General features: G+C 64.3%; 22 protein-coding genes. 16 read left to right on the forward strand and 6 right to left on the reverse strand.

The features are described 5' to 3' along the window. From GR328_RS15485 to GR328_RS15500, 4 genes are all read left to right on the forward strand, one after another. A partial coding sequence (locus tag GR328_RS15485; RefSeq protein ID WP_160885433.1) for a hypothetical protein occupies positions 1-182 on the forward strand: 182 nt, incomplete at its 5' end. Between the two features lie 154 nt (positions 183-336). Then, positions 337-657, forward strand: coding sequence for a hypothetical protein (locus GR328_RS15490; RefSeq protein WP_160885434.1), 321 nt, complete (start codon positions 337-339; stop codon positions 655-657). A 97-nt stretch (positions 658-754) separates the two neighbouring features. After that, positions 755-1,558 (forward strand): M10 family metallopeptidase C-terminal domain-containing protein, encoded by an 804-nt coding sequence (locus GR328_RS15495; protein WP_160885435.1) that lies wholly within the window; start codon positions 755-757, stop codon positions 1,556-1,558. Next, entirely contained in the window at positions 1,489-1,737 is a 249-nt protein-coding gene (locus GR328_RS15500; protein WP_160885436.1) for a hypothetical protein, read from the forward strand. The genes GR328_RS15495 and GR328_RS15500 overlap by 70 nt, the downstream gene beginning before the upstream one ends. Positions 1,738-1,796: 59 nt before the next feature. On the opposite strand, the gene GR328_RS15505 is transcribed toward GR328_RS15500, so the two are convergent. Then, on the reverse strand, positions 1,797-3,386 hold the full coding sequence (locus GR328_RS15505) for an adenylate/guanylate cyclase domain-containing protein (RefSeq protein ID WP_160885437.1): 1,590 nt from the start codon (positions 3,384-3,386) through the stop codon (positions 1,797-1,799). A 120-nt stretch (positions 3,387-3,506) separates the two neighbouring features. Further along, a complete protein-coding gene (locus tag GR328_RS15510; RefSeq protein WP_160885438.1) occupies positions 3,507-4,484 on the reverse strand; it encodes an alpha/beta hydrolase in 978 nt (325 codons plus the stop codon). A 144-nt stretch (positions 4,485-4,628) separates the two neighbouring features. Between GR328_RS15510 and GR328_RS15515 the strand changes: the two genes are divergently transcribed. Together GR328_RS15515 and meaB are read left to right on the forward strand one after the other, a co-directional pair. Beyond that, the gene (locus tag GR328_RS15515) at positions 4,629-5,417 is read left to right on the forward strand and encodes a DUF3750 domain-containing protein (protein WP_205790050.1); all 789 of its coding nucleotides are present in this window, start codon (positions 4,629-4,631) and stop codon (positions 5,415-5,417) included. Between the two features lie 32 nt (positions 5,418-5,449). Continuing rightward, complete coding sequence (gene meaB / locus GR328_RS15520) at positions 5,450-6,436, forward strand: methylmalonyl Co-A mutase-associated GTPase MeaB (protein WP_160885440.1); 987 nt, start codon at positions 5,450-5,452, stop codon at positions 6,434-6,436. Positions 6,437-6,671: 235 nt separating this feature from the next. On the opposite strand, the gene GR328_RS15525 is transcribed toward meaB, so the two are convergent. After that, complete coding sequence (locus tag GR328_RS15525) at positions 6,672-7,679, reverse strand: asparaginase (RefSeq protein WP_160885441.1); 1,008 nt, start codon at positions 7,677-7,679, stop codon at positions 6,672-6,674. Between the two features lie 158 nt (positions 7,680-7,837). Between GR328_RS15525 and GR328_RS15530 the strand changes: the two genes are divergently transcribed. Together GR328_RS15530 and GR328_RS15535 are read left to right on the forward strand one after the other, a co-directional pair. Further along, positions 7,838-9,142, forward strand: coding sequence for a UDP-glucose dehydrogenase family protein (locus GR328_RS15530; protein ID WP_160885442.1), 1,305 nt, complete (start codon positions 7,838-7,840; stop codon positions 9,140-9,142). Between the two features lie 96 nt (positions 9,143-9,238). Beyond that, the gene (locus GR328_RS15535) at positions 9,239-9,475 is read left to right on the forward strand and encodes an Lrp/AsnC ligand binding domain-containing protein (protein ID WP_160885443.1); all 237 of its coding nucleotides are present in this window, start codon (positions 9,239-9,241) and stop codon (positions 9,473-9,475) included. Here the strand turns inward: GR328_RS15535 and GR328_RS15540 are convergent, their stop codons facing one another. The 3 genes from GR328_RS15540 to GR328_RS15550 all read right to left on the reverse strand — a co-directional run bounded on the left by GR328_RS15540 (position 9,476) and on the right by GR328_RS15550 (position 13,823). Beyond that, positions 9,476-10,558, reverse strand: a complete 1,083-nt coding sequence (locus GR328_RS15540) for a transglycosylase SLT domain-containing protein (protein ID WP_160885444.1) — start codon at positions 10,556-10,558, stop codon at positions 9,476-9,478. It abuts the gene before it with no gap. 173 nt (positions 10,559-10,731) lie between these two features. Next, on the reverse strand, positions 10,732-11,178 hold the full coding sequence (locus GR328_RS15545; protein WP_160885445.1) for a Crp/Fnr family transcriptional regulator: 447 nt from the start codon (positions 11,176-11,178) through the stop codon (positions 10,732-10,734). Next, positions 11,175-13,823, reverse strand: a complete 2,649-nt coding sequence (locus tag GR328_RS15550; RefSeq protein ID WP_343039397.1) for an ABC transporter transmembrane domain-containing protein — start codon at positions 13,821-13,823, stop codon at positions 11,175-11,177. The genes GR328_RS15545 and GR328_RS15550 overlap by 4 nt, the downstream gene beginning before the upstream one ends. 235 nt (positions 13,824-14,058) lie before the next feature. On the opposite strand from GR328_RS15550, the gene GR328_RS15555 reads away from it, so the two are divergent. The 8 genes from GR328_RS15555 (at position 14,059) to GR328_RS15590 (ending at position 25,856) form a co-directional block, all read left to right on the forward strand. Then, the gene (locus tag GR328_RS15555; RefSeq protein ID WP_246215916.1) at positions 14,059-15,315 is read left to right on the forward strand and encodes a glycosyltransferase family protein; all 1,257 of its coding nucleotides are present in this window, start codon (positions 14,059-14,061) and stop codon (positions 15,313-15,315) included. A gap of 9 nt (positions 15,316-15,324) precedes the next feature. Then, complete coding sequence (locus GR328_RS15560) at positions 15,325-16,605, forward strand: glycosyltransferase (RefSeq protein ID WP_160885447.1); 1,281 nt, start codon at positions 15,325-15,327, stop codon at positions 16,603-16,605. 64 nt (positions 16,606-16,669) lie between these two features. Then, positions 16,670-17,734: a glycosyltransferase family 4 protein gene (locus tag GR328_RS15565; protein ID WP_160885554.1), complete on the forward strand. Its 1,065-nt coding sequence runs from the start codon at positions 16,670-16,672 to the stop codon at positions 17,732-17,734. After that, positions 17,722-19,647, forward strand: coding sequence for a glycosyltransferase (locus GR328_RS15570; RefSeq protein ID WP_160885448.1), 1,926 nt, complete (start codon positions 17,722-17,724; stop codon positions 19,645-19,647). The genes GR328_RS15565 and GR328_RS15570 overlap by 13 nt, the downstream gene beginning before the upstream one ends. Before the next feature lie 32 nt (positions 19,648-19,679). Then, on the forward strand, positions 19,680-21,545 hold the full coding sequence (locus GR328_RS15575; protein WP_160885555.1) for an ABC transporter ATP-binding protein: 1,866 nt from the start codon (positions 19,680-19,682) through the stop codon (positions 21,543-21,545). Between the two features lie 227 nt (positions 21,546-21,772). Then, positions 21,773-23,680: an ABC transporter substrate-binding protein gene (locus GR328_RS15580; RefSeq protein WP_160885449.1), complete on the forward strand. Its 1,908-nt coding sequence runs from the start codon at positions 21,773-21,775 to the stop codon at positions 23,678-23,680. Next, positions 23,677-24,696, forward strand: a complete 1,020-nt coding sequence (locus GR328_RS15585; RefSeq protein ID WP_160885450.1) for an ABC transporter permease — start codon at positions 23,677-23,679, stop codon at positions 24,694-24,696. The genes GR328_RS15580 and GR328_RS15585 overlap by 4 nt, the downstream gene beginning before the upstream one ends. Then, positions 24,693-25,856 carry an ABC transporter permease gene (locus tag GR328_RS15590; RefSeq protein WP_160885451.1) on the forward strand — a complete coding sequence of 388 codons (1,164 nt, stop codon included), beginning with the start codon at positions 24,693-24,695 and terminating at the stop codon, positions 25,854-25,856. The genes GR328_RS15585 and GR328_RS15590 overlap by 4 nt, the downstream gene beginning before the upstream one ends. Positions 25,857-25,965 lie beyond the last annotated feature (109 nt).

Genomic DNA, 25,965 nt, shown 5'->3' on the forward strand with positions numbered 1-25,965 from the left:
GACGCGACGACATCGTAATCGTGGTCGGCGGCGTGATCCCGCCGCAGGATTTCGAGGCTCTTTCCAAAGCCGGCGCCTCGGCAATCTTTCCGCCCGGCACCGTGATCGCGGATGCGGCCGTGAGCCTGATCGAGGAACTCAACCGCAGATTGGGATACGGACCGAAGCAGGCGGCTGAGTAGCCGAGCGGGGCCCGGCGCTTTCAGGCGACGCCCCCCATCGCCCTAATCTCGGCCCCTTCGACGGACCGCGGCCTGCTCCGTCGTGTGCGCTTGCGCACTATCGCTCGCTCGGAACGATGCATGCGCTATCACGTAACATCGCAGAGCGGATCCCATGAGCAGAATCAGGCAAGTCACGAAGACCGGCAATCTCCTCATCGACGGCGTCCTCGCCGCCGGCAATGTCTGGGACATGACCTCCGGCCCGATCAAGATCAAGATCGAAACGGCCAGCGGCCACAACGGAGACGGAGGATGGTTCAGGGCGGTCGCGGTCAGCGGTCAAAGGCCGCGAGGTCATGGACTGAAATGCGCTCGCGAGAAACGGATCGGATACGCAACCCTGGACGCTGAGCGACGGGCAGGCCCTGATTCAGGCCGTCCGCCCGCTTGCGGCGGTCTGCGGGGCAAAATTCACGTTTACGAATACGTTTGAGGGCGCGGCCGTCGTCTGGTGGAGAGCCTACGGCGGCCAGTTCGCTGAACGCGACCCCGACGCCTCGTTCCATCACGAGACTCCGGTGGAGCCCATCATGGGGATTCAGCAATGCTGGGGATACCTCGTGAACCTCCACGACGGCTTTCAGGATTACACGCCGGGCGGCCTGGGCTTCCAGACCCTTCTGGGGCTCGCCTCGAGAGCCGTCGGCCTGAACTGGACCCACAGGGAGCGGATGCCGGGAGTCGACAGCCCCTACGACAAGGGCAGTTACGGGTTCAACGCATCGCCCTACACTCTCATGAGCTTCAACAAGCTGCCCGCCAACCACTCCTTCTATGGCGGGTACGGCTTCCTCAAGACGCCGAGTGCGATCGATACGGCTGCCCTCCAGGAGATCTATGGGCCCAACATGCAGATCGCGACCGGAAACAACGTCTACTCACTTCCGACCGCCAACGTCAAAGGCACCGGCTGGACCACGATCTGGGACGCGGGCGGGATCGACACGATCTCGGGGGCGCGATCGACGCTGCCGGTCAGCATCAATCTGAACCAGGCATCCCTGAAGGTGGGAGACCCCAACGCGGCCGGCTATTTCTCGCGGCAGATCAATGTCTATGGCGGCTTCACCATCGCGAAGGGAACCGTCATCGAGAACGCCATCGGCGGAGGAAGCAACGATCTCATCGTCGGCAACGCCGGCGCCAACGTGCTCAACGGAGGACTTGGCAACGATACGCTGAAGGGGCTCGGCGGAAGGGACGTGTTTCTCTTCAAGTCCTCACCGAACAGCAATACCAACGGGACAGGATCCTCGACTACAACGTGGCGAGCGACACGATCCAACTGGCGAGGACATATTTCAGCAAGATCGCGACCAAGCGCGGAACCCTGAAAAGCGCGGAGTTCTGGAAGGGAAAGAAGGCTCACGACAGCAACGATCACATCATCTACGATCCCGGTACAGGAGCCCTCTATCATGATCCCGACGGAACCGGATCCGCTTCCGCCATCACGTTCGCGACGATCGGCAAGAACCTGAAGATGAGTGCGGCGGAGTTCGCCATCGTCTGATCGGCATCTTCCGCCGTATCCCGGCACGACGACAGAGGCAGGCGACGGAATTGTCCACCTCAGCTCGCCTTTGCGGCCGGAGCCGCCCCTTCGAGAGCCGCGAGAGCCTCGGCCAGGCGCCTCCTGGCACGCTCGATTTCGCTCTGATTGAGCGCATCGAGATCGAGAAAGAGGTCGAGCCCCGTCACATGTTCGATGATGACCTGCGGTCTCTGTGCGAGTTCGCCCAGGAGGCCTTCCACCGCGTAAGGCACGACCTCGCGCTTGATGCCCTTCATGACGATAGGCTCGAGGGGCCTCGCCCGCACCATGTCACGCACGAGCGCGTAGGTTTCGTAACTAAGGCAAATTCCTCCAGGTTCGGCGATGGTCTGCAGGCGCGCGGCGAGGTTCGCCTCTGCGCCAATGATCGTATAGGCCATGCGATCGTCGCTGCCGAAATTGCCGACGTTACAGAAGCCAGTGTTGATGCCCATGCGCACCCACATGGGCAGGTCGATACCCCGTTTGCGCCAGATGGCGTTGAGCTGCTCCATGCGCTGCTGCATGTCCACGGCCATGCGCAGGCACGCCCTCGCATCTTCCTCGACGCCCTTCGTGTCCGGGTCGCCGAAAAAGATGAGGATGGCGTCCCCGAAGAATTTGTCGATGGTCGCCCCGTGCCTGAGGGCGATGGTCGACATCTCGGTGAAGTAATCGTTCAAGAGTTGTGTCAGGTCCTCCGGTTGCAACCGTTCCGAGATCGAGGTGAAATCCTTGATGTCAGAAAAGAAGATCGTGAGCTTCTTGCGCTCTGTGGCGATGGCCACGTCCTTCTGCCCGCTGAAGATGCTCTTGTAGACCTGAGGCGACAGATACTTTGCGAGCTTCATCGAGATTCCTGCGAGAAAATCGTTCGCCTCCGTCAGTTCCTGATTCATGCCGCGGATCAGCCTCTCCTGTCGGCGCTGCAGAAGAATGCAAAGAAGTCCCGCCATGGAGGCGAGCGAAAGATAGATCAGGGAATACTTGAATGAGAAGATGTTCGCGAAGATCGGCTGACTGACCGAAATCTCCTGGATGCCGCGCACATCGCCGACCTTCCAATCGGTCTTCGGGCTGTCGGGATGGGTATTGTGGCAGCTCACGCAGACCGCTTCCATGATGACGGGAGCCGCCGTCCTCACGTTCTTGTTGAACAGCGAACCGGAGACCTCGACGACGGGCTGCTTGGGGTTGGCCCTCAACTGCGCAATGGCGTTCCGTTCGAAATCGTCCAGCGAATGCGCCTCGCGACCCTTGAAGGGCATGTCGGAGACGAAATGATATTTCACAGAGCCGTCAGCGGCGCTGATGAGTTTTCCGAGTTCGATGGAGAGAGTGGCCGGGATCGGGATGGCACCCGGCACCTCTCGGTAATTGTGAGTGACTGTCACCGGGCCCGGAGACTGGAGCACGCGCCGGACGACGTCGCTGCCGTAGAAACTGCGCATGTCGTCAATGACGCGGCTGGTCTCCCTCGCCTGCATTCGCAGGACATTCTCCGAAAGAATGCGCAGGTCGAGCCAGACGGCAACGGGCAGACCGAGGACGCCCAGGACCACAGTGACGATCAGCAGCGTCCCTATGGCGCGCTGCTGATAGGATGCCCGTTCACCCAGTCCAGCCATCGCCAGCCTCACTGTCGAACTTCTTCTCAGTGATGCCGATCATTTGCCTTTGTCGCTGGGCGCGCAACTCCTAAATTTGCGGGGCCGCGACGCTTCCGGCCGCTCGGTACGATATCCGGCCTATTGCGACCGTTCGATGGCGCGCTTGATCACCTGCTGCACTTCCCCGTTCGACAGGAAGAGGTCGTGATTGATGATGCCGCTGCCGAACTCGGACGCATCGGCCACGCGCACGCCCAGGGCTTCCAGGCGCCCGCGCTCGGCGGCGCCAGCGCGGACGATTCCGCCCGCAAGTCGGCTCGACACGGCGAGCGCGCGATCGTTGGTGGAGCTGATAACGGTGATCTTCTTCGCATCCGGTCCCAGCCGCTCCAGGCCACGGGCGAAGAGGTCGATGTCGATATCGGGAGCCGCCAGCACGATGGCGCCGATGCGCTCCATGACGCTCTCGCCGCCATCCGCACGCAGCATGCGCAGGGCCTCCAGGGTCAGCAGGGTGCCCATGCTGTGCGCGACGATGTGGATGCGACCGCCGCTCGGTGTTTTCGCGATGGCCGCAAGAACGTCCTCCAGCGCATCGCGCGACCACATCGCACTCTCGCGGTCGGCCACATAACTGAAGGTCGAGGCGGCCGAAGGCCACGTGAAGAGACCCGTGGCGCCCGGGAACTTGATGCCCTCCGACAGGTCGATGGTGGACGCGGCCGCCGTCTCGAAGCTTTCCCGGTAGCCGTGAATATAGAGCAGCAGGTCGCGCCCGAAGGCAGCCTGCGCGAAAGCCTGCGCGCCATTGGTTCGGTTGACGGAATCGACCTTCGCGATAGTCCATTCCGAACTGCCGATCAGGGACTCCGAAGGCGGGCTCAGGCGCGCTTCCGCATAGATGACATCGGGCGCGCGCTCGCTGCTGAACCAGGGCTCCTTCGGCGGATCGCCGACCGGAAGCCGGGTGGTGGCGATCAGCAGTTTCGGATCCTTCGTCAACCCCGGAAGGGGCGCGGAACGCGGACTCGTCAGGACATTGTCGTCGCCGACGCACCCGGACAGGGTGAATGCGGCAAGGCAGACGACGGCGAGGCGAGAGATGGAGAACTGCATGAGGCCGGACGAACAATCCTGAGAGAGTGATGGTGCTGTGTTGCCCCCGATCATGGCATGCACAAGGCAGTGCCGGGCGTTCCACCCATTCCTTCCCGATCACGGTAAACCATTGGTGAACGGGAGGGACGATGGGGCGCCTTGATGGCTCTCGGCTCGCATTGTTACGTTGGTGCCATGGCTCTCCTCCTCCGAATCTTCCTCCTCCTCATCAGCATTTTCATCTTTCCCCTCGGCGCCCATGCCCTCTGGTGGGTCATGCGCGAAGATGTCGCGCCGAACTGGCGCTCGGCCGACTGGTCGAGCGCAAAGCTGCTGCCGGAGCCTTCCGAAGCGCCTCAGGCCATCGTCGCGGTCTATGCGGCGCGGGTGGGCCGCTGGCGCGGCATCTTCGCCCATCACACCTGGATCGTGGTGAAGGAGGCCGGCGCGGACCGGTACACGCGCTACGACAAGGTCGGCTGGGGCAGCCCGGTGCGCACCAATGGCTGGGCGCCCGACGGGCGCTGGTTCGGCAATGCGCCGCATCCGGTGACGGTCATCGAAGGCGAGGCCGCACAGCGCCTGATCCCGCAGATCCGCAAGGCTGTCGCGAGCTACCCCTACAACTCCTATGGGGCCTATAATGCCTGGCCGGGCCCCAACTCCAACACCTTCGTGGCCCATGTGCTGCGCGCGGTGCCCGAACTCGATGCAGCCCTGCCGCCGACCGCGCTCGGCAAGGATTGGCGACCGTTGCAGGACCTCGTCGGCCTCACGCCAAGCCGCACCGGCATTCAGGTATCGCTCGGCGGCTATGCGGGGCTGGCGCTGGGCTGGGTCGAGGGCGTCGAGATCGATTTCATGGGGCTCGTCGCGGGAATCGACATCCGCCGCCCTGCCGTCAAGATCCCTGCCTGGGGACGGATCGGCATCGACTCGATCACCTGGTGAAAGCGTCTGAAGAATCCGCTAAGGCTAGCCGCATGACCGGGGGATCTCACAGGACGACGGGTGTGACGGCCGAAGCCGTCGCGGGCGGCGATCGCGCGGCGCTGGCGCGCGCCATCACGCTCATGGAATCACGCCGGTCCGATCACCGGGAGGCCGCGCGCGTCCTGTTGCAGGAGCTCATGCCCCGCACCGGAAGAGCCGTGCGCATCGGCATCACGGGCGTTCCGGGAGTTGGGAAATCCACCGCCATCGATTCCCTCGGCAGCATGCTGACGGAGAAGGGCCACAAGGTCGCCGTGCTGGCCGTCGATCCCAGCTCGACCCGGACCGGCGGCGCGATCCTCGGCGACAAGACCCGCATGGCGCGCCTTGCCACGGACCCGAACGCGTTCATCCGCCCCTCCCCGTCTTCCGGAACGCTCGGCGGCGTGGCCGCGAAGACCCGGGAGACCATGCTCCTGTGCGAGGCCGCAGGCTTCGACGTGATCCTGGTGGAAACGGTGGGCGTGGGGCAGTCGGAAACGGCCGTAGCCGACCTGACGGATTTCTTCCTCGTTCTCATGCTTCCCGGCGCGGGAGACGAACTGCAGGGCATCAAGAAGGGTATCGTGGAGCTTGCCGACCTGATCGCGGTCAACAAGGCGGACGATGCGGGCGCGAAGGCCAAGGCCGCCGCTGCCGAGTACAAGGCCGCCCTTCACATCCTCGCCCCCGCCTCCTCCAGCTGGACGCCACCGGTGCTGACGATCTCGGGACTGACGGGCCTCGGCCTCGACGAGCTCTGGTCGAAGGTTCTGGATCACCGCAATCGCCTGGAGGCGACCGGAGAACTCGCCGCCAAAAGGCGCGCTCAGGACACGAAATGGATGTGGGCCCTGGTCCACGAGCGCCTGCATGAGCGCCTCACTCTGGACCCGGCGCTGAAAAAGCGCGTGCCGGAAATCGAAAGGGCCATCGCCGAAGGCACCTTGTCCCCCAATGCCGGTGCGAGCGAGATCGTGACGCTGCTGGGGCTTTAGCGCCTGTCCCGGATGCGGGTGCCGGCGCGTCCGCACACCTCCTGCCGCTCTCGCCGACCTCTTCCCTTGTGGGTCCGCGGCTCCTCCTTACGTCATCGCCGGCCCCGTGCCGGTGATCCCGCTTGCTTGAGGCGCGCCCCGCTTGTCCGATCGGGATGCCGGGACTGATCCCCGGATCAAGTCCGGGGACAGCTATGACCGTGGAGGAAATGGGACGGGCCGGGAGGGAAAGGACTCACCCCAGCAGAGCGGGATTCAGGCGGAGGCTTCCGACCTCGATGCCGTTCCAGTTCCTGAACACCGGCTGCGCCATTTTACCGATTGCGGCGCGCTCCTCGTCGTTGAGGGGGAGGAGGCGCAGGATCAGCCCCGCCATGATGGCCTCCGCCGCCCGGGCATTCCCGTCGTCGGCCTTGAGCGCGATCCCGTACCCAAGCCCCGGGAGCGCAGCGCAATAGACGCCTTCCGCCCCGACCTTGACGAAGGCGCGTTCCCTCAGGGTCTCCATGAGCCTGGTGTCGAAGCGGCCTGTGCCGGCCACCATGAAGGGGTGAGCGGCCACGGCCTTGCGAATCCGCTCGGCGGCAGCCTTCCCCTCGCTCGAGAGGCCCACGCCCGTGCCGAATTTCGCGAAGCCGAAAGCCAGCGACGGCAGCGGAATGGCGTAGGTGGGGATCGAGCAGCCGTCGATTCCGCTGTTCTCCATGGTGTGGCAGGCCCCCGTCGCATCCTCCAGGGCCTCGCGCACCATGCGCTGCACCGGGTGGTTCGGGCTCACATAGCCCTTCGGGTCGTGCCCGCCGTCGCAGGCCAGGCAGATGAAGCCCGCGTGCTTGCCCGAGCAGTTGTTGTGCAGAGCGCTCGGAGCGCCCCCCTCCGCCGCCAGGGCTCGGTTGGCAGCCTCGCCCATGGGCCAATGGGCGCCGCATTCCAGGCAGCTCACGTCCTGCCCGGCCTTCGCCAGCATGGATTGGGCCACCCGCACATGCTCCGGCTCACCCGAATGGGAGGCGCAGGCGAGCGCGATCTCTTCGTCGGTCAGGCCGTACTTGTCCGCGACCCCGCTCTCGAGCAGCGGCAGGGCCTGCAGGGCCTTGACTGCGGAGCGCGGAAAGACGCGCCGGTCCACGTCTCCGATCGACAGAACGGTCGAACCGTCCGCATCGACGACGGAAACGCTGCCCCGGTGCCGAGACTCGACGAGCGGCCCGCGCGTGACCTCGACTAAGAAAGGGTTATCCATAAATGCCCCGTTTTCAAAACGGCGGTCTTTTGGGCGCGCTTTGCCCGGATGTCAAAGGGAGTTTTGTTGCAAAAAGGCCCAGACGCCTTTGCCTTCCGGCTTGCGGCCAAGTCTGGAGCGCCCTAAACCCTGGCTCTCATGACAAAGGAGAGATCCTGATGCGCATTGCGATGATCGGATCGGGTTACGTCGGCTTGGTGTCCGGAGCCTGCTTCGCGGATTTCGGCCACGAAGTGTGCTGTGTGGACAAGGACCCGGGCAAAATCGAGGCTCTCAACCGCGGCGAGATCCCCATCTTCGAGCCGGGCCTCGCCGATCTCGTCGCCAAGAACGTGCGCGAAGGACGCCTGACCTTCACCACCAACCTGCCCGAGGCGGTCGGCGGCGCCGAGGCCGTGTTCATCGCGGTCGGCACCCCCTCCCGCCGGGGCGACGGCCATGCGGACCTGTCCTACGTGTACCAGGCCGCCCGCGACATCGCGGGGGCCATGGACGGCTATACGGTGGTGGTCACGAAATCGACCGTGCCCGTGGGCACCGGCGACGAGGTGGAGCGCATCATCCGGGAAACCCGCCCGGATGGGGAATTCGCCGTCGTCTCCAACCCGGAATTCCTGCGCGAGGGCGCGGCGATTGCCGACTTCAAGCGCCCTGACCGCATCGTCATCGGCACGGACGATCCGCGGGCGCAAGGGGTGTTGAACGAGATCTACCGCCCGCTCTATCTCAATCAGTCGCCGATCCTGGCCATGTCCCGGCGCACCGCCGAGCTGACCAAGTACGCGGCCAATGCGTTCCTGGCGACCAAGATCACGTTCATCAACGAGATCGCGGATCTGTGCGAGCATGTGGGCGCAAACGTGCAGGACGTCGCCCGGGGCATCGGGCTCGACAACCGCATCGGCTCCAAGTTCCTGCATGCGGGCCCCGGCTATGGCGGCTCATGCTTCCCGAAGGATACCCTGGCCCTGATCAAGACGGCGCAGGATTTCGAGGCGCCCATGCGCCTGGTGGAAACGGTGGCCGCCGTCAACGGCCAGCGCAAGCGCGCCATGGGCCGCAAGGTGATCGCGGCCTGCGGCGGCTCGGTGCGGGGCAAGACGATCGCGCTTCTTGGCCTGACCTTCAAGCCCAACACCGACGACATGCGCGAGGCCCCCTCCATCGACATCATCACCGCGCTTCAGGATGGGGGCGCCCAGGTGCGGGCTTACGATCCGGAAGGCATGCAGGCGGCGAGCGCCATGCTGACGAACGTGGAATACGCCCGCGATGCCTACGATTGCGCCCGCGGCGCGGACGCCCTCGTGATCGTCACCGAGTGGGACATGTTCCGGGCGCTCGATCTCAAGCGCCTGAAGGCGGCCCTTGCCGGGCCCGTGGTGGTGGACCTGCGCAATGTCTACCGCCCTGAGGAGATGCGCCGGAACGGCTTCACCTATGTGAGCATCGGACGGCCGTGACATTTCGAGCGGGCGGGATATTCACGCGGACACTGCCCCGTGCCATACCTCCCGTTCCATTCCATGATCTGAAGCCGACGCCTTTTGGAGCGCCCCATGCAGACCTTCTTCGTCGAGATCAAATGCAAGCTCGGCAAGACCTACGCGGTCGCCAACGCCCTCGCCGACCGGGAGATCGCGTCCGAGATCTACTCGACCGCCGGCAATTACGACATACTCGCCAAGTTCCACGTGGACGACGACGTCGATATCGGCCACTTCATCGCCGAGAACGTGCAGGTGATCCCCGACATTGCCGATACGCACACGATCATCACGTTCAAGGCGTTCTGATCACCAGGTGACCGCGCTGGTTTCCGTGGCCCCGGCCGCCGGGCGGGTGATCTCGGCGAGGTAGGGGCCGATGTCGTCATAGCGGTCCAGGCGGCGCACGATCTTCGAATCGATCTTGTTGTAGAGCTCGGCGACCGTGACAGGGCGGCGCTTGCGGCCCTTCCCTTCCATGAACAGACCCGCATTCGCCCTCGCCGCCTTCGGGAACAGCTTGGAGGCCTTCATGTTCGGATCCTGGTCCAGCACCTCGAGGAAACGCACGGCGCTCCTCGCCCCAAGGAAATGCGCAAGATAGAGCTCCGCCTCGGCGAGTTCGCGCTCGCCCTGGGCGATGAGGGCACGCTCGACATCCTTGATCAGCTCACCCGCCATGAGGGCCGAGAAATAGGGATCGGTGCGCAGATTCATGATCCACCCACGATCCTTGTCGCTCACCACGGGCTCGCCGTTGACGATACGGATGGCTTCGGCTGCGGCGGTGAAGCCGTAATCGGCCGCGTGCAAGGAGACGATCTCGAGCCAGGTGCTGTCGATGAACTGGAACAGTCCCTCGGCGGAGGAGGTGGGAGCCTTGGCTTCGGGCGAAAGGCTCGATTCCACGTCGGCGAGCGTCATCATGTAGACTGGATCGACCCCCGTGACATGCGCGGCCTTGAGGATGGAGTGGACCAGCCAACGCGGGATATTGCGCCCATTGAAGGGAATGATCTCGTCCGGATTGCCGGCGGCTTCCGGAGAAATCTCCTCATGATCGGGCTTCGGCTGGCGCTTCTTGGACAGCGAGAACGCGCCGTCGAGGATCGCCTTGAAGAGACCCGGCTGCTTTCCGAGTTCGGGCGTATAGGCGACCGAGGCCTTCACGGGACTGGCCACGGCCAGCGGCTTTGCGGGGGAGGAGTGATTGTAGTCCGCCATAGCGGTGGGCAGGGTGGCGACGGCGGCAGGACCCGCCGTCACCCCCTGGAACCCGGCCATCAGCCCCAGAGCAAGAGCGACACGAATCGTTCGGCGGCGACCGCCCCGGCGTGGCTCCGCAACAGGTTGCGGCACGGCGCATAGCAGCGTTCTTGCATTGCTCGGCATCACACTTGTTCCCGCTGGGTTCGGCTTGAGTGCCGAACCACCCCTTGTGTCATTCTGGGACAAGAGTTGACGGGTAGATGTGTCGAGAATCGGACAGCTTGGCCGTAAGAAGCCAATCTTATGGGTTACAGATGCGTCTTTTCCCCGGGAAATGATCCCTAAAACACGGATTTTCAGGAAGAGGACTGGGCGACGAGCTGTGCGTTCGTCCGCTCGAGACGTTGGGCCAGTTCGCGCATCACGGCCAGGGACATCTGCGGAAACTGGGCCAGCAATTCGAGGAAAACGCGCTTGTCGATCCGAAGAGCAGTGGTCGGTTCGGCAGCCATGATCGTCGCGGAGCGGGGTGTATCGGAGAGGATGCCCATCTCGCCGACGAGGGCATTGCCGGAGAGTTCGGCTACCTGGATCTCCCCTGTCGGTGTGTTGAGGAGCACGCTGGCCCGCCCGTCGAGGAGCACATAGGCGGCATCGGAGGGGTCGCCCTGCGAGAAAAAGCGCTGGCCGGCGCCAAACTGCACCCGCTCGCTGGTGAAGGCCAGAAGCTTCAGGCGGGCCGGGTCGATATCCCGGAACATGGGAACCTGCCTCAGGGACTGCACCTCCGTCTCAAGGGTCATGCCACCTCTCCTGCAATGCTCTGGGCAGTCTCGCCCCCAGGCCCCTGGGCCTGCCGCTGCGGATCCGCCATTTTTTCTGTGACGATACGTCCGTCTCTGAAGCGTATCAGAACATCGAAAGCCGTGATCTGTCGATCATTCGACAGCACCATGAACAGGCTTTGTTGCTTGAGATGCTCGACAAGCGCCCGAAGAATTTTCCCGGCACGCTCCTCATCGAAGGGAGCCAAGGCCCCATCGACGATGAGGATGTCGGGACGCTTCACCAGACAGCGCACCAGATTGATGCTTGCGCGCTCCTGCGGCGACAGAAGCCGGCCCGCCGCGCCCACCTCGTGATCGAGACCGATCCGTTCGACGTCCTCCAGAAGATCGAGTTCCCGAACAACCGCCGCGATGGCCTCGGCGACCCGGTGGCGGGCGTCGGCCACCTGATAGTTGACCCGGCCGAACAAAAGATTGTCCCGCAAGGGTGCGGCCATGCAGATCCCCTCGGGATCGTAGAATTCCACTCCGGTCGCCTCGGCCTTTTCGAGAGTGTCGCGTACGAAGCTGCGGGCCTCGACGATCTGCTTCTTCAGGCTGTCGTCGAGCAGGCCGAGACGATGCCTTGCCTCCACATAAGCAAGCGGCAAGGCCAGAAGCCGGGTCCGCTCCTCCCGTTTGGGATCGTGGCCACCCCTCGCCCGGCGGCGCAGAATAGCCTGAAACTCGGGCAGCTCCTCTGCGCCGATGAAGGAGAACTGGGCAAAGAGCGAGTGACCGGGTGGCAGACCCTGGAAGATTTCGGTCATGGTCTCGGCGATCTGCAGGCCCATCCTGACAAGCCGGTCCGTGAGCCCCGCCCTGTCGATGGCGCTGCGGAACAGCGGATTGTCCGCCAGATTGCGCCCCGAGAACTCATCGGAGATCGGAACGCCGAACAGAAGATTCTCGGCGATCGAGGCCTGGTCGTTGTAGCGGTCGATATCGAAGGGCTCGACGAGATCCGCCATGCCGCTCGACTGGAAGGTTTCCCGCAGTCGGTTCCGGGCCTCGACCAGACGCTCCGCGAGGGCGGCATGCCGCTCCGGATCGATCCGCCCGGCGAGACCGAACAGATAGATGGAATCTCCCATCCCGATCTGCTCCAGCAGCCCGACCAGCACGCGATCGAGATCCTGCTCGCCCTCCAGGCCCAGCCGTGCGAGGTCGATCCAGCTATCGGCGATGCTCTCGAAGGGATTGCCGGTTCTCGCGGCCTCCGCGATGCGCCGCGCCGCCTCGCGCCGGTCTGCCTCGGCCCTGGCCAAGGGCTTGAAGCGCAGGCCATAGACGAGATTGTCGCGAATGCTGCCGGGAAAGATGATGGGATCGACGCCCGCATAGGCGATCTTGCGTCCCGCGACGGATACGGGGAGCTGCGTCAGATCGCGGCCACCGATGGAGACGCGTCCGGCAAATCCCGTGATACGCCGGGCGAGGACGCGTGCGAGCATGCTTGCCGCGGGACTGCCGTTGGATGACAGCGCCACCTTGGCCGGAAGCTCCAGCGAGAAGGACGCATTCTCGACGACCATGTCGCCGTGAGGCCCGGGAAGGCCGAGCCCTTCCACGACGAGGCTTCCCACGAGCGGCTCGTCCTCGGCTTCCGCTTCGGATTCGATCAGCGGCCCCAGCCGCTCCTCCGCGAAATGCTGGGTCACCTGATCGTACTTCACCTGCACGTCGAGGCGCTGCTGGTCCCAATCGATCAGCTCCTTCAAAGGAGGAGGCAATTCCCGGTAGGCGCCGATGACGGCGACGAGCTGGCCTATGTCGAGCGTGCCGCGAAGCGCGAAATAGCCGCCGACGGCGTAGAACAGGAACGGCGTGACCTGCGACAGGAAATTGTTGAGGAATTTGACCGCGAATTTTCTGTTGTAGATCTTCAGGCGGATCGAGAAGAGGCCGAAGAGGCGGTTGCCGATCTCCGCCCTCTCCCAGGCATAGGCATTGTGAACGTGCACGACCTCGATGCCGTCGAGCACTTCGCCGATGCGCCCAGCGAGTTCGCGCGAGGCCAGCTGGCGCTCCTTGCCAAGGCGCAGGAGCTCTCGCCGCAGACGGGGAATGACCGTGAACTGCACCGCGATCACCGCAAGAGCCATGAGGCCGAGCCACACGTTCTGCACCATGATGAAGACCAGTGCCGTGAGAGCCTGCATGCCGAGCAGGACCGGCGTGATGAAGGCATCGCCGATGAACCCGCCGATGGGCTCGACCTCGTCCTTGATGATCGTAGCAGTCTCGGAGGATTTGACGGTGCGCAGGGCTTCCGGCGTGAAGCGCAGCACCATTGCGAAGAGGTCGAACCGCATGCGCCGGAGCATCCGCTCCCCAAGGATACCCTTGGCGAGGTTGATCCAGTATTTGAAGCCGTTGTTCACGACGACGAAGAGCAGAAACAGGCACGAAAGCCCGAGCAGGAGGCCGACGCGGCCCACCTGGAAGCCGTCGAAGAGCCGAATGGATCCGCCGCCGAGCCATTGCGGCCAGTCGAAATGCAGCTGCAGGAAGGGTGCCGTAACGTTCCCTTCTCTGAAGGCCTCGCCCTGGATGGCCTCATTTACGATCCGGCGTGGCAGGTCCAGGGAAATGAAATAAAAAGGTTGAGACAAAAGCACGACGAAGCATATGAATAGCTGGTCGCGTTTGGAGTGAGTCCAGATATACCGAAAGAGGCTCTTTTCCATTGCCGTAGAGTTATAACCTTCAAAGCTGAAGAGAACCTCTTCCCGATCTTTGGCCATGCCATAGGTGATCAGGGGTGGCTTGAGAAGAGGTAGAGACGGAGGATGCGTCGTCAACCGACGTGCCTTCCTACCGAGGGGCGTCCGGATGGCGGATTTGGTGACCAGTTTGAGCAAGGAGCCCGAATCGCCCCTCCTCCGGAGCCAGCCGGCCAGAGGCGTCCGGGTTCTGATCTACAGCCACGATACCTTCGGTCTCGGCCATCTGCGGCGATCGCGGGCGATCGCCAACGCCATCGTCGGCGACTGGCCCGGCGCCTCGGTCGTGATCATCTCAGGCTCGCCGGTCATCGGGAATTTCGAATTCGGCAGCGGGGTCGACTACATCCGCATTCCCGGCGTCACCAAACTGCCGGACGGCGACTATCGCAGCCTCAACCTCAACGTGAGCCTGGACGAGGCCGTGGGTCTGCGGCAGGCGCTCATCCTCCAGACCGCCAAAGCCTTCCAGCCGGACGTGTTCATCGTGGACAAGGAGCCCACGGGCTTCCGGGGCGAAGTGGTGCCCGCGCTCGATTATCTGCAGGCGGCCGGCTGCCGCCTCGTGCTCGGCATTCGCGACGTGATGGACGAGCCGACGCTTCTCGTTCCCGAATGGGAACGGAAGGGGGCCAAAGAGGCGCTCGTCCGCTACTACGACGAGATCTGGGTCTACGGCCTGAAGGACGTCTATCAGCCGCTCATGGCCCTCGATCTCCCGGAAGAGGTGAACGGGCGCATCACCTACACCGGCTATCTGCGCCGCGAGGTGCCCCCCACCCCGTCGCTGACAAAGTACCCGAAGATCACCAAGCAGCCGTTCATCCTCGTGACGACCGGCGGCGGTGGGGACGGCGACGATCTCATCGACTGGGTGATCTCGGCCTACGAATCCGATCCCGATCTCGAGCAGCCCGCCCTCATTCTGTTCGGCCCGTTCATCGACCGCGACAAGCGCCGCGCCTTCGTCGAGCGCATCGCCAAGCAGCCGAAGCTCGACTTCGTGTCCTTCGACAACAAGATCGAACGGCTCATGAAGAAGGCGGACGCCATGGTGGCCATGGGCGGCTACAACACGTTCTGCGAGGCGCTGTCCTTCGACAAACGCACGCTCATCGTCCCGCGCACGAGGCCGCGCCTCGAACAATACATTCGCGCGGTCGAAACCGAACGACTCGGCCTCGTGCGCATGCTGAGCGATTACAAGGAGCCGCGCACGCCGGAGCGGATGGCACAGGCCCTGCGCAATCTCTCGTTCCAGCCGCGCCCCTCCGAGGTCACCATACCGGACCTCCTCGACGGACTTGACCGGGTGCAGGAGCGGCTTAAGGCTCTCCTCGAGCCGATCCCTCTGTTCAAGCCCGCCTATCATCAGGCGGCCGAGTAAAACGTTCCGATGCCTCCCTCACCCGAAGCCCGGCGGATCGCCATTACCGTGAAAGGCTATCCGCGGCTGTCCGAGACCTTCATCGCCCAGGAGATCCTGGCTCTCGAAGAGCGCGGGCTCGATCTCGAAATCTGGTCTCTCCGTCATCCGACAGAGCGGGCCGTCCATCCCATGAACAAGAAGATCAAGGCGCGGGTGGCGTATCTGCCGGAATATCTCTACGAGGAGCCCCTGCGCGTTCTCAAGAGCGCCGCCTGGAGCCTCCGGCAGAAGGGATTCGGCGCGGCGTTGAAAGCCTTCTGGCGTGATCTGAAACGGGACTTCACGGCCAACCGGGTCCGGCGTCTGGGGCAGGCCTTCGTCATGGCGCGGGAACTGCCCGCCGACGTGCGCCACCTTCATGTTCATTATCTTCACACCCCCGCCTCCGTCGTGCGCTATGCGGCTCTCCTCACCGGTCGCACCTGGACCTTTTCGGCCCATGCGAAGGACATCTGGACCACGCCCGACTGGGAGAAGCGCGAAAAGATGCAGGAGGCCCTGTGGGGCGTGACCTGCACCGCCCAGGGCGTGCAGACCCTGCAGGCGCTGTCGGGCCCCGATCGTGTTTCGCTCGTCTATCACGGCCTCGATCTCTCGCGCTTCCCCGCGCCTCCGGAAAACCGTCCCGCGCGGGACGGCTCCAATCCCATGGACCCGGTGAGGATCGTCTCCATCGGCCGGGCAGTGGCCAAGAAAGGCTATGGCGATCTCATCCAGGCGCTCGCCGCCCTGCCGGGCGATCTGCACTGGCGCTTCGCGCATGTGGGCGGCGGCGAGCTTCTGGCCGGCTTCAAGAAACAGGCCCAGCAGGCCGGCATCGCCGACAGGGTGGCCTTCCTGGGCGCGAAGGCGCAGCCCGACATCATCGCCCTGCTGCGCGAGGCGGACCTTTTCGTGCTGCCCTCCAGAAAGGCGGCCTCTGGCGACCGCGACGGATTGCCGAACGTGATCATGGAGGCGGCGAGCCAGAGGCTTGCCATCGTGGCGACGGACTTCGCAGGGATTCCTGAATTCATCCGCAGCGGCGTGGAGGGCGAGCTCGTTCCCCCCGGCGACTGGGAAGCGCTGTCGAACGCGCTCAACCTTCTGGCCCGGGAGCCTGAGCGGCGCAAGATCCTCGGCGAGGCGGCCTACCGTCGTCTTCGTCAGGACTTCTCGATGGAAGGCGGCATCGACGTTCTCGAATCCCGTTTCCGCGCGCTCGTCGACAACCCGTTGAAACAGCGGAGTCCGTGTGAGCGCCCGTAAGTCTGCCGCGTTCTATGCCCCGCTGAAGAGCCCGAACCATCCCCTCCCCTCGGGCGACCGCACCATGGCGCGTCTTCTGGTCAAGACGCTCGACAGGGCGGGCTTCGCGCCTCATCTCGCGAGCGAGCTGCGCACATTCGACAAGGCTGGCGACCGGCGCGTGCAGGATGATCTGAAAGAGCGATCCCTGGCGGAAGCCGCCCGCCTGATTGCGCATTACCGGGCCCTGCCGCAGGAATGCCGGCCAAGCCTGTGGTTCACCTATCACGTCTACTACAAGGCGCCGGACTGGATCGGGCCGCGCGTCAGCAAAGCCCTGGGCATCCCCTACGTGATCGCCGAAGGCTCGCGGGCCGGCAAGCGCGCAGGGGGCCCGTGGGCTCTGGGCCATGAAGGTGCGGAGGCGGCGCTCGATCGGGCCGACGCCGTTTTCGTGATGACGGCCAAGGACCGCATCGCGCTGGAGCGCTCGCGTCCGCCGCACCAGGCATTGATCGATCTGCCTCCCTTCATGGATGCCGAGGAATGGCCCGGGCCGGCATCCCCGCGGGTTTCCGGCGAGCCTCGCCTCCTGACGGTCGCCATGATGCGCGACGGCGACAAGCTCGCCTCCTACCGCATCCTAGCGGATGCCCTTAAGGCTATCGCACGTCGCCCCTGGTCGCTCGACATCGTCGGAGACGGCGAGGCACGTCCTGACATCGAGCTGCTCTTCGAGCCACTCGCGGGGCGCGTGCGCTTTCATGGACGGATCGAGAGCACGAGCGGACTCGCCGCTCTCTACCGACAGGCGGACCTGTTCGTGTGGCCTGCGGTGAACGAGGCCTACGGGATGGTGCTTCTCGAGGCGCAGTTCTTCGGCTGCCCCGTCGTCGCAGGCGATTTCGGCGGCGTCGCAAGCGTGGTGAAGGACGGGGAGACGGGATTGTTGACTCCGGCGGGGGATAGCGCGGCATTCTCCGATGCCGTGAAAGATCTGCTTGACCATCCTGCGCGGCTTCGGGCGCTCGGCACCCGCGCCCAGCACTTCGTCAGCGAGGAGCGCAACCTCGATCGGGCCGCCATGCGCGTGCGCGAGGTGCTGCGCTCGCTTGCGCTACCGGGAGGAGCACAGGCATGCGTGTTCTGATCGTCGTCACGCATCTCTTGGGAGCGGGCCACCTCACGCGGGCAGCAGCCCTCGCGCGCGCCTTCTCGCAGGCGGGTCACGCGACGACACTGGTTTCAGGAGGAAGCCCTGCGCGACCCGCGGGCCTCGACGGCGTCGCCTTCGTGCAACTGCCGCCCGTGCGTATCCTCGGCACGGATTTCACGACCTTGCTCGATGAGGATGGCGCACCCGTCGACAATTTCCGGCTGGCAGAACGGCGCATTCTTCTTCTCGACACGTTGAGGACGTTCAGGCCCGATATCGTCATCACCGAGCTCTTCCCCTTCGGGCGCCGCGTTCTCGCGGGCGAGTTCATGACCTTTCTGAAGGACGCGCGGAGCCTGGACCCGGGTCCCCGCATTCTCTGTTCGATCCGCGATATTCTCGCCCCTCCCTCGAAGCCCGAGCGCATCGAGGAGACCCATGCGCGAATCCTGGAGAATTACGAGGCCGTTCTCGTTCACGGCGATCCGCGTATCGTGCCCCTGGAGGCTACATGGCCGGTGGACGAGCGCATCCGCCCGCTGATCCGCTATACCGGCTATGTGGACGAAAACCCGGAGCCCCTGGAACAGGGAGACCGCAAGGGCATCCTCGTGTCAGGCGGATCGAGCGCCGCAAGTCTGCCACTCTACCGCGCCGCCATCGCGGCCGCGCAGGAGATCGCCGACAGGCCGTGGCGCATCCTGATCGGACGCGGCGTGACGGACGCCGACTTCACCGCACTTCGCCACGGCGCGCCCTCTCATGTGACGATCGAGCGCGCAAGGCCTGATTTCCGCAACCTTCTAGCGCACGCCGAATTGTCCGTCAGCCAGGCCGGCTACAACACCGTCGTCGATCTTCTGCGCAGCCATGCCAAGGCAGTGCTCGTCCCCTTCGAAGCGGGACAAGAAACAGAGCAGCGCCTGCGCGCGGAACGCCTCAAGGCGCTTGGCCTTGCCGAGATCGTGCCGGAGGCGGACCTCTCGCCCCAGCGCCTTGCCGAGGCCGTTCGGCATGGCCTGTCGCGCCAGCAATCGCTACCCCCCAGCATCGATCTGGACGGCGCGCGCGAAAGCGTCGCCGTCGCGGAGAGCCTGGTGCCGGCCCACCCTGCCCTCCACCGCCCCGTCGACTGGTCGCCCCTGGATCGGGCGCTCGACCGTGCCGGCGATCGCGGCGGCACCGTCCGGTTCTGGTGGCGAGACGACGACGCGGTTGCGGACACGCCCCAGCTCGACCGTCTCATGGCCCTGAGCCGCAGCGCCCGGGCCAGCGTCGCCCTGGCCGTGATCCCGAGGAGCCTCAAGCCCTCGCTCGGCGAACGCCTGCGCAGGGACGATGCGGCCTTCGCCCTGGTCCATGGCTGGTCGCACGCGAACCATGCTCCTGCCGGGGAGAAGAAGGCGGAATTCGGACCTCACCGTTCCGTCGACGCCATGGCCGCCGAAGCGGAGCGGGCCCTTCACGTCGCACGCGACCAGTTTGGCCATAAGCTCCTCCCGGTCTTCGTGCCGCCATGGAACCGGATTTCGCCCGATCTGGCGCAGCACCTGCCGCGGGCAGGTTTCACGGGCCTTTCCGCCTTCAACGATCGGAAGGAGGCTAGGTCCGCCGAAGGCCTGCTGCAGGTCAATACCCATATCGATCCGATCGACTGGCACGGCACGCGAAGTCTGGACGATCCGAAACGGATCGTCGCAAGGCTCGCCGCCGCCATCGACCGCAGGGTCATCGGGGAGGCTGACAGGGAGGAACCCATCGGGCTCCTGACCCATCATCTGATCCACGACGATGTCATCTGGACGTTTTGCGAGAAACTCATGATGCATCTTGCCGCCCGGGAGATCCCCTTCCTCCGTCCGGATGATGTGTTTTCGAGGAGAAACAGGATCACAGCTTCGGCGTGATGCGTTATGATGAGTGCCTGCTGGAGGAGCCCATGGAAGCGCCGCTCCTGTCGATCCGTCAGCTGACGGTCGACTTCCATACCGATGCCGGTGATTTCCGGGCGGTGGACGGTCTGACCTTCGACATTCCGAAGGGCAGGACGGTAGCGCTCGTGGGCGAGTCCGGCTCGGGCAAATCGGTGACGGCCCAATCCATTCTCCAGATCCTGCCCAGGAAAGCGCGGATCTCCGGCGGCTCGATCCTCTTCGACGATCCCAACCTCCAGGCCCCGGTCGATATCGCGTCCCTCAAGCCTGAGGGAGAGGCCATGCACCAGCTGCGCGGCGGGCGCATCGCCATGATCTTCCAGGAGCCGATGACCTCTCTCTCGCCGCTGCACACCATCGGCGATCAGATCTCCGAGGCGCTTCTGATCCATGCGGATGTGAGCAAGGCGAAGGCCCTGCAGCGCACCACGGAGGTGCTGGCCCGGGTCGGCTTTCCCGATCCGAAGCGGGCCTTGCGCAATTACCCCTTCGAATTATCCGGAGGCCTCCGCCAGCGCGCCATGATCGCCATGGCGCTGATCACGCGGCCCGCTCTTCTGATCGCGGACGAGCCGACGACGGCGCTCGACGTGACCACGCAGGCCCAGATCCTCGACCTCATCAAGGAGCTTCAGGCCGAGACGGGCATGTCGGTGCTGCTGATCACGCATGATCTCGGCGTCGTCGCGAACATCGCCGACGAGGTGGTCGTCATGTATCGCGGCAGGATCACGGAGGCGGGATCCCGCGAGGAGATCTTCCGCAACGCCCAGCACCCCTATCTCCAGGCGCTCATCCGCGCGGTACCGCGCTTTGCCATGGCCGAAGACGAGCGCCTGACCCCGATCCGCGAGGTGAAGAGCGCGACGCTCGCGCACATCCATGCGCCCGAAAGGCCGCAGCCGCAGGGCCCGATCCTGAGAGCGGAAGGACTGACGAAATGCTTCACGCTCCGCTCCGGCCGCTTCTTCGGCAAGCCGCGCATCGTCCGGGCCGTGAACGGCGTCGACCTCTCGCTGCCACTCGGCAGCACGCTCGGTCTCGTCGGAGAGTCGGGCTGCGGCAAGACCACCGTTTCCAAGATGATCATGCGTGCCCTCGAGCCCGACGCCGGGCGCGTCCTGTTCGACGACGGCACGGGCCCGAAGGACGTTCACCGCATCGAAGGAAAGGAGCTGACCGCCTATCGGCGTTCCGTGCAGTTCATCTTCCAGGACCCGTTCTCGTCGCTCAATCCCCGCATGACCGTCTACGAGATCCTGACCGAGCCGCTTCGCATCCACGATATCGGCACGCCCGACGAGCGCTATCATCGCGTGAAGCAGCTGCTCGACATGGTAGGCCTCGATCAGCGCTCCCTGCGCCGTTATCCGCACTCCTTCTCCGGCGGGCAGCGTCAGCGCCTGGGCATCGCGAGAGCCTTGGCGCTCGAGCCGCGCGTGCTGTTATGCGACGAGCCGGTTTCCGCACTCGACGTGTCGGTGCAGGCGCAGGTGTTGAACCTGCTGAAGGATCTGCAATCAGCCCTTGGGCTTTCCTATATCTTCGTGTCCCATAATCTCGCGGTGGTGGATTACATCGCCGACACCATCGCCGTGATGTGCCGAGGCTATATCGTGGAGGAGGCACCGAAATCCTCCCTCTTCCGAAACCCGGTTCATCCCTACACGCAGGCGCTTCTCGCGGCAGTCCCGGATCCGGATCTCGACCGTCCCCTCGATTTCGCGAAACTGCGCGCCGGCCGTTTCTCCGACCCCGCCGAGTGGCCCGAGCCATTCCGCATTCCGGACGGCGAATTCGGCACGATGAAGGAGATCGAGCCGGGCCACAAGATCCGCATCGGACCCGCCGCGGCGCAGGAGGCTGCGTGATGACGAACCTCCCGAGGGACGAGTCGATCGAGGACAGGGACGAGCACCTTGGTTTCACCCCACTTCCCCACCGGGCTTGTTCCGTGAACCCCGATCATGTGAAACGCCGCGCTCGTCCGATCGGGATGGACGGGGCCGGGGCAAGGGTACCGACGTCGCACCGACATAGGCCGTCGCTCGCGCCTCCATCTCCTTCCAGCAACGGGAAGAAAAGTCTCCTGCGCCGTATGAACCGGCTCCTTGGACTGAAACTCCTTGTCGCCGCATGTCTTGCGAGCCTGCTTCCCCTGCCGCTCCTCGCGCAGCCGATGCAGGAAACGCCATTTTTCAAGGACGGCGAGAAGAACCTGCCTCCGGTCGCCGAGCGGGTTCCTTCGGCGCCGCTCGTGGTCGAGGCCGCGGGTCAGCCCGGCGGGGAAGTCGTGACGCTCGTGCCGCGCGCCCGCGACATCCGCTACATCTCGACCTATTCCTACACCCGTCTCGTCGGCTACGACCGGCACCTGCAGCTTCAGCCCGACCTGCTCGAGACATTCGAGAACCAGGGGGATATGGTCTTCACCTTCACCCTGCGCGCCGGCCACCGCTGGTCGGATGGGACCCCCTTCACGGCGGAGGATTTCCGTTACTATTGGGAGGACATCGCGCTCAACAAGGAGCTGTCGCCGGCAGGACCTCCCGAGTTCATGCTGGTTGACGGAAGGCCTCCGCGCTTCGAGGTGCTGGACGAGCGTACGATCCGCTACAGCTGGGACAAGCCCAACCCGCGCTTCCTGCCGCAACTTGCGGGGCCCATCGATCCCGCGATCTACCGGGCCTCGAAATACCTCAAGCAGTTCCATGCGAGGTATGCCGACAAAGCCTCACTGGAAGAGCGAGCCAACGAGCAGAAACTGAAATCCTGGGCCGCACTTCACAACCGCATGGACGACATGAAGGAGCAGACGAACCCGGACCTGCCGACCCTCATGCCTTGGCGCGTCACGAATTCGGCCCCTGCCACCCGCTTCGTCTTCGAGCGCAATCCCTTCTATCACCGGATCGACAAACAGGGTCATCAGTTGCCCTATCTCGACCGGATCGTCATGGACGTCTCCGCCAGCGGGCTCTTCGCTGCCAAGGCCAATGCAGGCGAGACGGATCTCCTGTTCCGCGGCCTTTCCATGGGCGATATCCCCGTGCTCAAGGAAGGCGAGAAGATGCAGGGCTACAAGACGCTGATCTGGCCCTATGCGCGCGGCACGGAACTGGCTCTCTATCCCAATCTCAACACCGTGGATCCAGTCTGGCGCCGGCTCAACCGGGACGTGCGCTTCCGCCGCGCCCTGTCTCTCGGCATCGACCGCAAAACCCTGAACAATGCTCTGCTCTTCGGGCTCGGGACGGTAGGCAACAACACGGTGGTGCCGGAGAGCCCTCTCTTCTCGCCGGAGCTGCGCACGCTCAATGCAGAGTACGACCCGGACCGGGCCTCCCGGCTCCTCGACGAGATCGGCCTGACGAAACGCAACGGCGCGGGCTTCCGTCTGCTGCCGGACGGGCGCGAACTGGAAATCATCGTAGAGACGGACGGCGAGAGCAGTCTCGTGGTGGACGGGCTGACCCTCATCTCCGAGTTCTGGCGCGAGATCGGGGTGCGGCTGTTCGTGAAGCCGCAGGATCGCACGGTCCTGCGCAACCGCTCCTTCGCGGGCCTGACAATGATGGTCGCGGCGCCCGGTTTCGACAACGCCGTTCCCACTGCCATCATGCCGCCGACGGAATTCGCACCCATGCGGCAGGACAATTACGCCTGGCCGAAATGGGGCCAGTATGTCGAGACCAAAGGTATGAACGGAGAGGCCGTCGATCTGCCGGAGGCCAAGCGGTTGTCCGAACTCTACGATACCTGGATGTCGACGGGCGACGAGGCCGTGCAAGCCCAGGTCTGGCGCGAGATGCTCCGCAATCACGCGGAGAATCAATGGGTGATCGGCACGGTGGCCGGCGCCCTGCAGCCCATCGTGGTCCGCAACGGTCTGCAGGGGCTGCCCGCCAAGGCACTCTACTCCTGGGAGCCTACCGCCATGCTCGGCATCTACCGGATCGACGAGATCTACTGGAGCAAGGCCGCCGGAAGAGAGGCCAGCCGATGATCCGCTTTCTGTTGCGTCGCCTCGCTACCATGGCCGTTACGCTCATCATCATCTCGGCCCTCGTGTTCTTCATCATCAAGCTGCCGCCGGGAGACTTCCTCACCAACCTGATCCACGAATTGCGGGCCCAGAACGACACCGCCGCCATCGCCAAGGCGGAGTTCCTGATCAAGCAATACGGTCTCGACCGCCCGGCCTGGCAGCAATACCTGATCTGGATCGGCGCGATGCCGGGTGTCGATGGATTCTCGGGCCTTCTCCAGGGCGATTGGGGTTGGTCCTTCGAATACGACAAACCCGTCGTGGAGGTGGTGGGCGATGCCCTGTGGCTGACGCTTCTCGTGAACCTCGCGGCGGTGATCTTCATCCACCTGGTCTCGATTCCCATCGCCATCTACTCCGCCACGCGGCAATATTCCCTGGGCGACTATCTGGCGACCTTCATCGGCTATATCGGGCTCGCGACCCCGAGCTTCCTGCTCGCCCTCATCCTGCTCTACTACCTGAACCGCTGGTTCGGCCTCTCCATCGGTGGCCTCTATGACGCGAAATTCGCGGGAGAACCCTGGACCTGGGAGAAGATCAGGTCGCTCCTGACCCATCTCATCGTGCCCACCATCGTGATCGGTCTCGCAGGCACCGCATCGATGATCCGGCGCATGCGCGCGAACCTGCTCGACGAATTGGGCAAGCAATATTACGTGACGGCGAAGGCCAAGGGACTCGGGCCGACGAAGGCTCTCCTGAAATACCCCTTCCGCATGTCCCTCAACCCCTTCATCGCCGATATCGGCAACCTGCTGCCGCATCTGGTGTCCGGCTCGGTGCTGGTATCGCTGGTGCTCAGCCTTCCCACAGTGGGTCCCATTCTGTTGAGCGCGCTGAAGAACCAGGATCAGTTCCTGGCCGGCTTCATCCTGATGTTCGTGGCGGTTCTCACCGTGGTCGGCATGCTGATCTCGGACCTTCTCCTGGCCTGGATCGATCCGCGCATCCGCATGGGAGGCGCGCGATGAATACGCTGCCGACCCGTACGCGTCATTACGTCGACCCGACGCCCTTCGACCCGGGCACGACGGAACCCATCGGCACCGAGAACGAGAGGTTTTATCGCGCCTCGTCCTGGCAGCTCATGTGGTGGAAGTTCCGCCGCCACAAAGTGGCCGTGGCGGCCGCCTTCGTGCTGTTCGCCTTCTATCTCGTGGTGCCCTTCGTCGAGGTGATCGCGCCCTACAACCAGACCAAGCGCCACGGCGATTTCCTCTACGCACCGCCGCAGGGCATTCACCTTATGCACGAGGGACGCTTCGTCGGCCCCTTCGTGTATCCTTACCAATACAGCTTCGATCTTGAGACCTTCCGGCGCGTCTACACGGTCGACACCTCCCGGCCGCAGCCGCTCCGGTTCTTCTGCCGGGGCGATTCTTACGAATTGTGGGGCGTTTTCCTCACGAACGTGCATCTCGTCTGCCCGCCCGAGAATGGCACGATGTTCATCCTCGGAACCGACAGGCTGGGGCGCGATCTCTTCTCGCGCATCATCTACGGTGCGCGCATCTCGCTCACCATCGGCCTCATCGGCATCGCGGTGTCGTTCACCCTGGGTCTCTTCTTCGGCGGGCTCGCAGGCTATCTGGGCGGCTGGGTGGATCACGTGATCCAGCGCATGATCGAGATCCTGCGCTCCCTGCCCGAACTCCCCCTGTGGCTCGCGCTCTCGGCGGCGCTGCCGCCGAACTGGAGTCCGATCCTCGTCTTCTTCGGCATCACGATCATCCTGGGGCTCCTCGACTGGCCGGGCTTGGCGCGGGCCGTGCGCTCGAAGCTGCTCGCCCTGCGCGAAGAGGATTTCGTGAAGGCCGCCGAACTGATGGGCGCTTCGAAGAAGCGCATCATTGCGCGCCATCTCATTCCGAACTTCATGAGCCACCTGATCGCGTCCGCGACGCTCTCGATCCCGTCCATGATCCTCGGCGAGACCGCCCTCTCCTTCTTGGGGCTGGGCCTGCGTCCGCCGGTCACCAGTTGGGGCGTGCTGCTCAACGAGGCGCAGAACCTCGCCGCCGTGCAGCTCCATCCGTGGCTGCTCTTTCCCATGGTTCCGGTGATCGTGGTGGTACTCGCCTTCAACTTCATGGGTGACGGCCTGCGCGACGCGGCCGACCCGTATCATTAGCGCTGCTCCTCGCGATGGCCACGTTCGTCCCGGCCATCTCGATCAAGAAAGACGCGGCGCTTCACGCCTTCGGGATTACCGGCACAAGGCCGGGAATGACATGGACGGG

The organism is Microvirga makkahensis, from assembly GCF_009830105.1.
GTDB lineage: Bacteria > Pseudomonadota > Alphaproteobacteria > Rhizobiales > Beijerinckiaceae > Microvirga > Microvirga makkahensis.

Coding starts and splice junctions, on each gene's coding strand:
- GR328_RS15490 (WP_160885434.1), top strand. CDS start 337: ATGAGCAGAATCAGGCAAGTCACGAAGACCGGCAATCTCCTCATCGAC.
- GR328_RS15560 (WP_160885447.1), top strand. CDS start 15,325: ATGCCTCCCTCACCCGAAGCCCGGCGGATCGCCATTACCGTGAAAGGC.
- GR328_RS15580 (WP_160885449.1), top strand. CDS start 21,773: ATGAACCGGCTCCTTGGACTGAAACTCCTTGTCGCCGCATGTCTTGCG.
- GR328_RS15535 (WP_160885443.1), top strand. CDS start 9,239: ATGCAGACCTTCTTCGTCGAGATCAAATGCAAGCTCGGCAAGACCTAC.
- GR328_RS15510 (WP_160885438.1), bottom strand. CDS start 4,484: ATGCAGTTCTCCATCTCTCGCCTCGCCGTCGTCTGCCTTGCCGCATTC.
- GR328_RS15590 (WP_160885451.1), top strand. CDS start 24,693: ATGAATACGCTGCCGACCCGTACGCGTCATTACGTCGACCCGACGCCC.
- GR328_RS15530 (WP_160885442.1), top strand. CDS start 7,838: ATGCGCATTGCGATGATCGGATCGGGTTACGTCGGCTTGGTGTCCGGA.
- GR328_RS15575 (WP_160885555.1), top strand. CDS start 19,680: ATGGAAGCGCCGCTCCTGTCGATCCGTCAGCTGACGGTCGACTTCCAT.
- meaB (WP_160885440.1), top strand. CDS start 5,450: ATGACCGGGGGATCTCACAGGACGACGGGTGTGACGGCCGAAGCCGTC.
- GR328_RS15565 (WP_160885554.1), top strand. CDS start 16,670: ATGGCGCGTCTTCTGGTCAAGACGCTCGACAGGGCGGGCTTCGCGCCT.
- GR328_RS15495 (WP_160885435.1), top strand. CDS start 755: ATGGGGATTCAGCAATGCTGGGGATACCTCGTGAACCTCCACGACGGC.
- GR328_RS15585 (WP_160885450.1), top strand. CDS start 23,677: ATGATCCGCTTTCTGTTGCGTCGCCTCGCTACCATGGCCGTTACGCTC.
- GR328_RS15540 (WP_160885444.1), bottom strand. CDS start 10,558: ATGCCGAGCAATGCAAGAACGCTGCTATGCGCCGTGCCGCAACCTGTT.
- GR328_RS15570 (WP_160885448.1), top strand. CDS start 17,722: ATGCGTGTTCTGATCGTCGTCACGCATCTCTTGGGAGCGGGCCACCTC.
- GR328_RS15525 (WP_160885441.1), bottom strand. CDS start 7,679: ATGGATAACCCTTTCTTAGTCGAGGTCACGCGCGGGCCGCTCGTCGAG.
- GR328_RS15515 (WP_205790050.1), top strand. CDS start 4,629: ATGGCTCTCGGCTCGCATTGTTACGTTGGTGCCATGGCTCTCCTCCTC.
- GR328_RS15505 (WP_160885437.1), bottom strand. CDS start 3,386: ATGGCTGGACTGGGTGAACGGGCATCCTATCAGCAGCGCGCCATAGGG.
- GR328_RS15545 (WP_160885445.1), bottom strand. CDS start 11,178: ATGACCCTTGAGACGGAGGTGCAGTCCCTGAGGCAGGTTCCCATGTTC.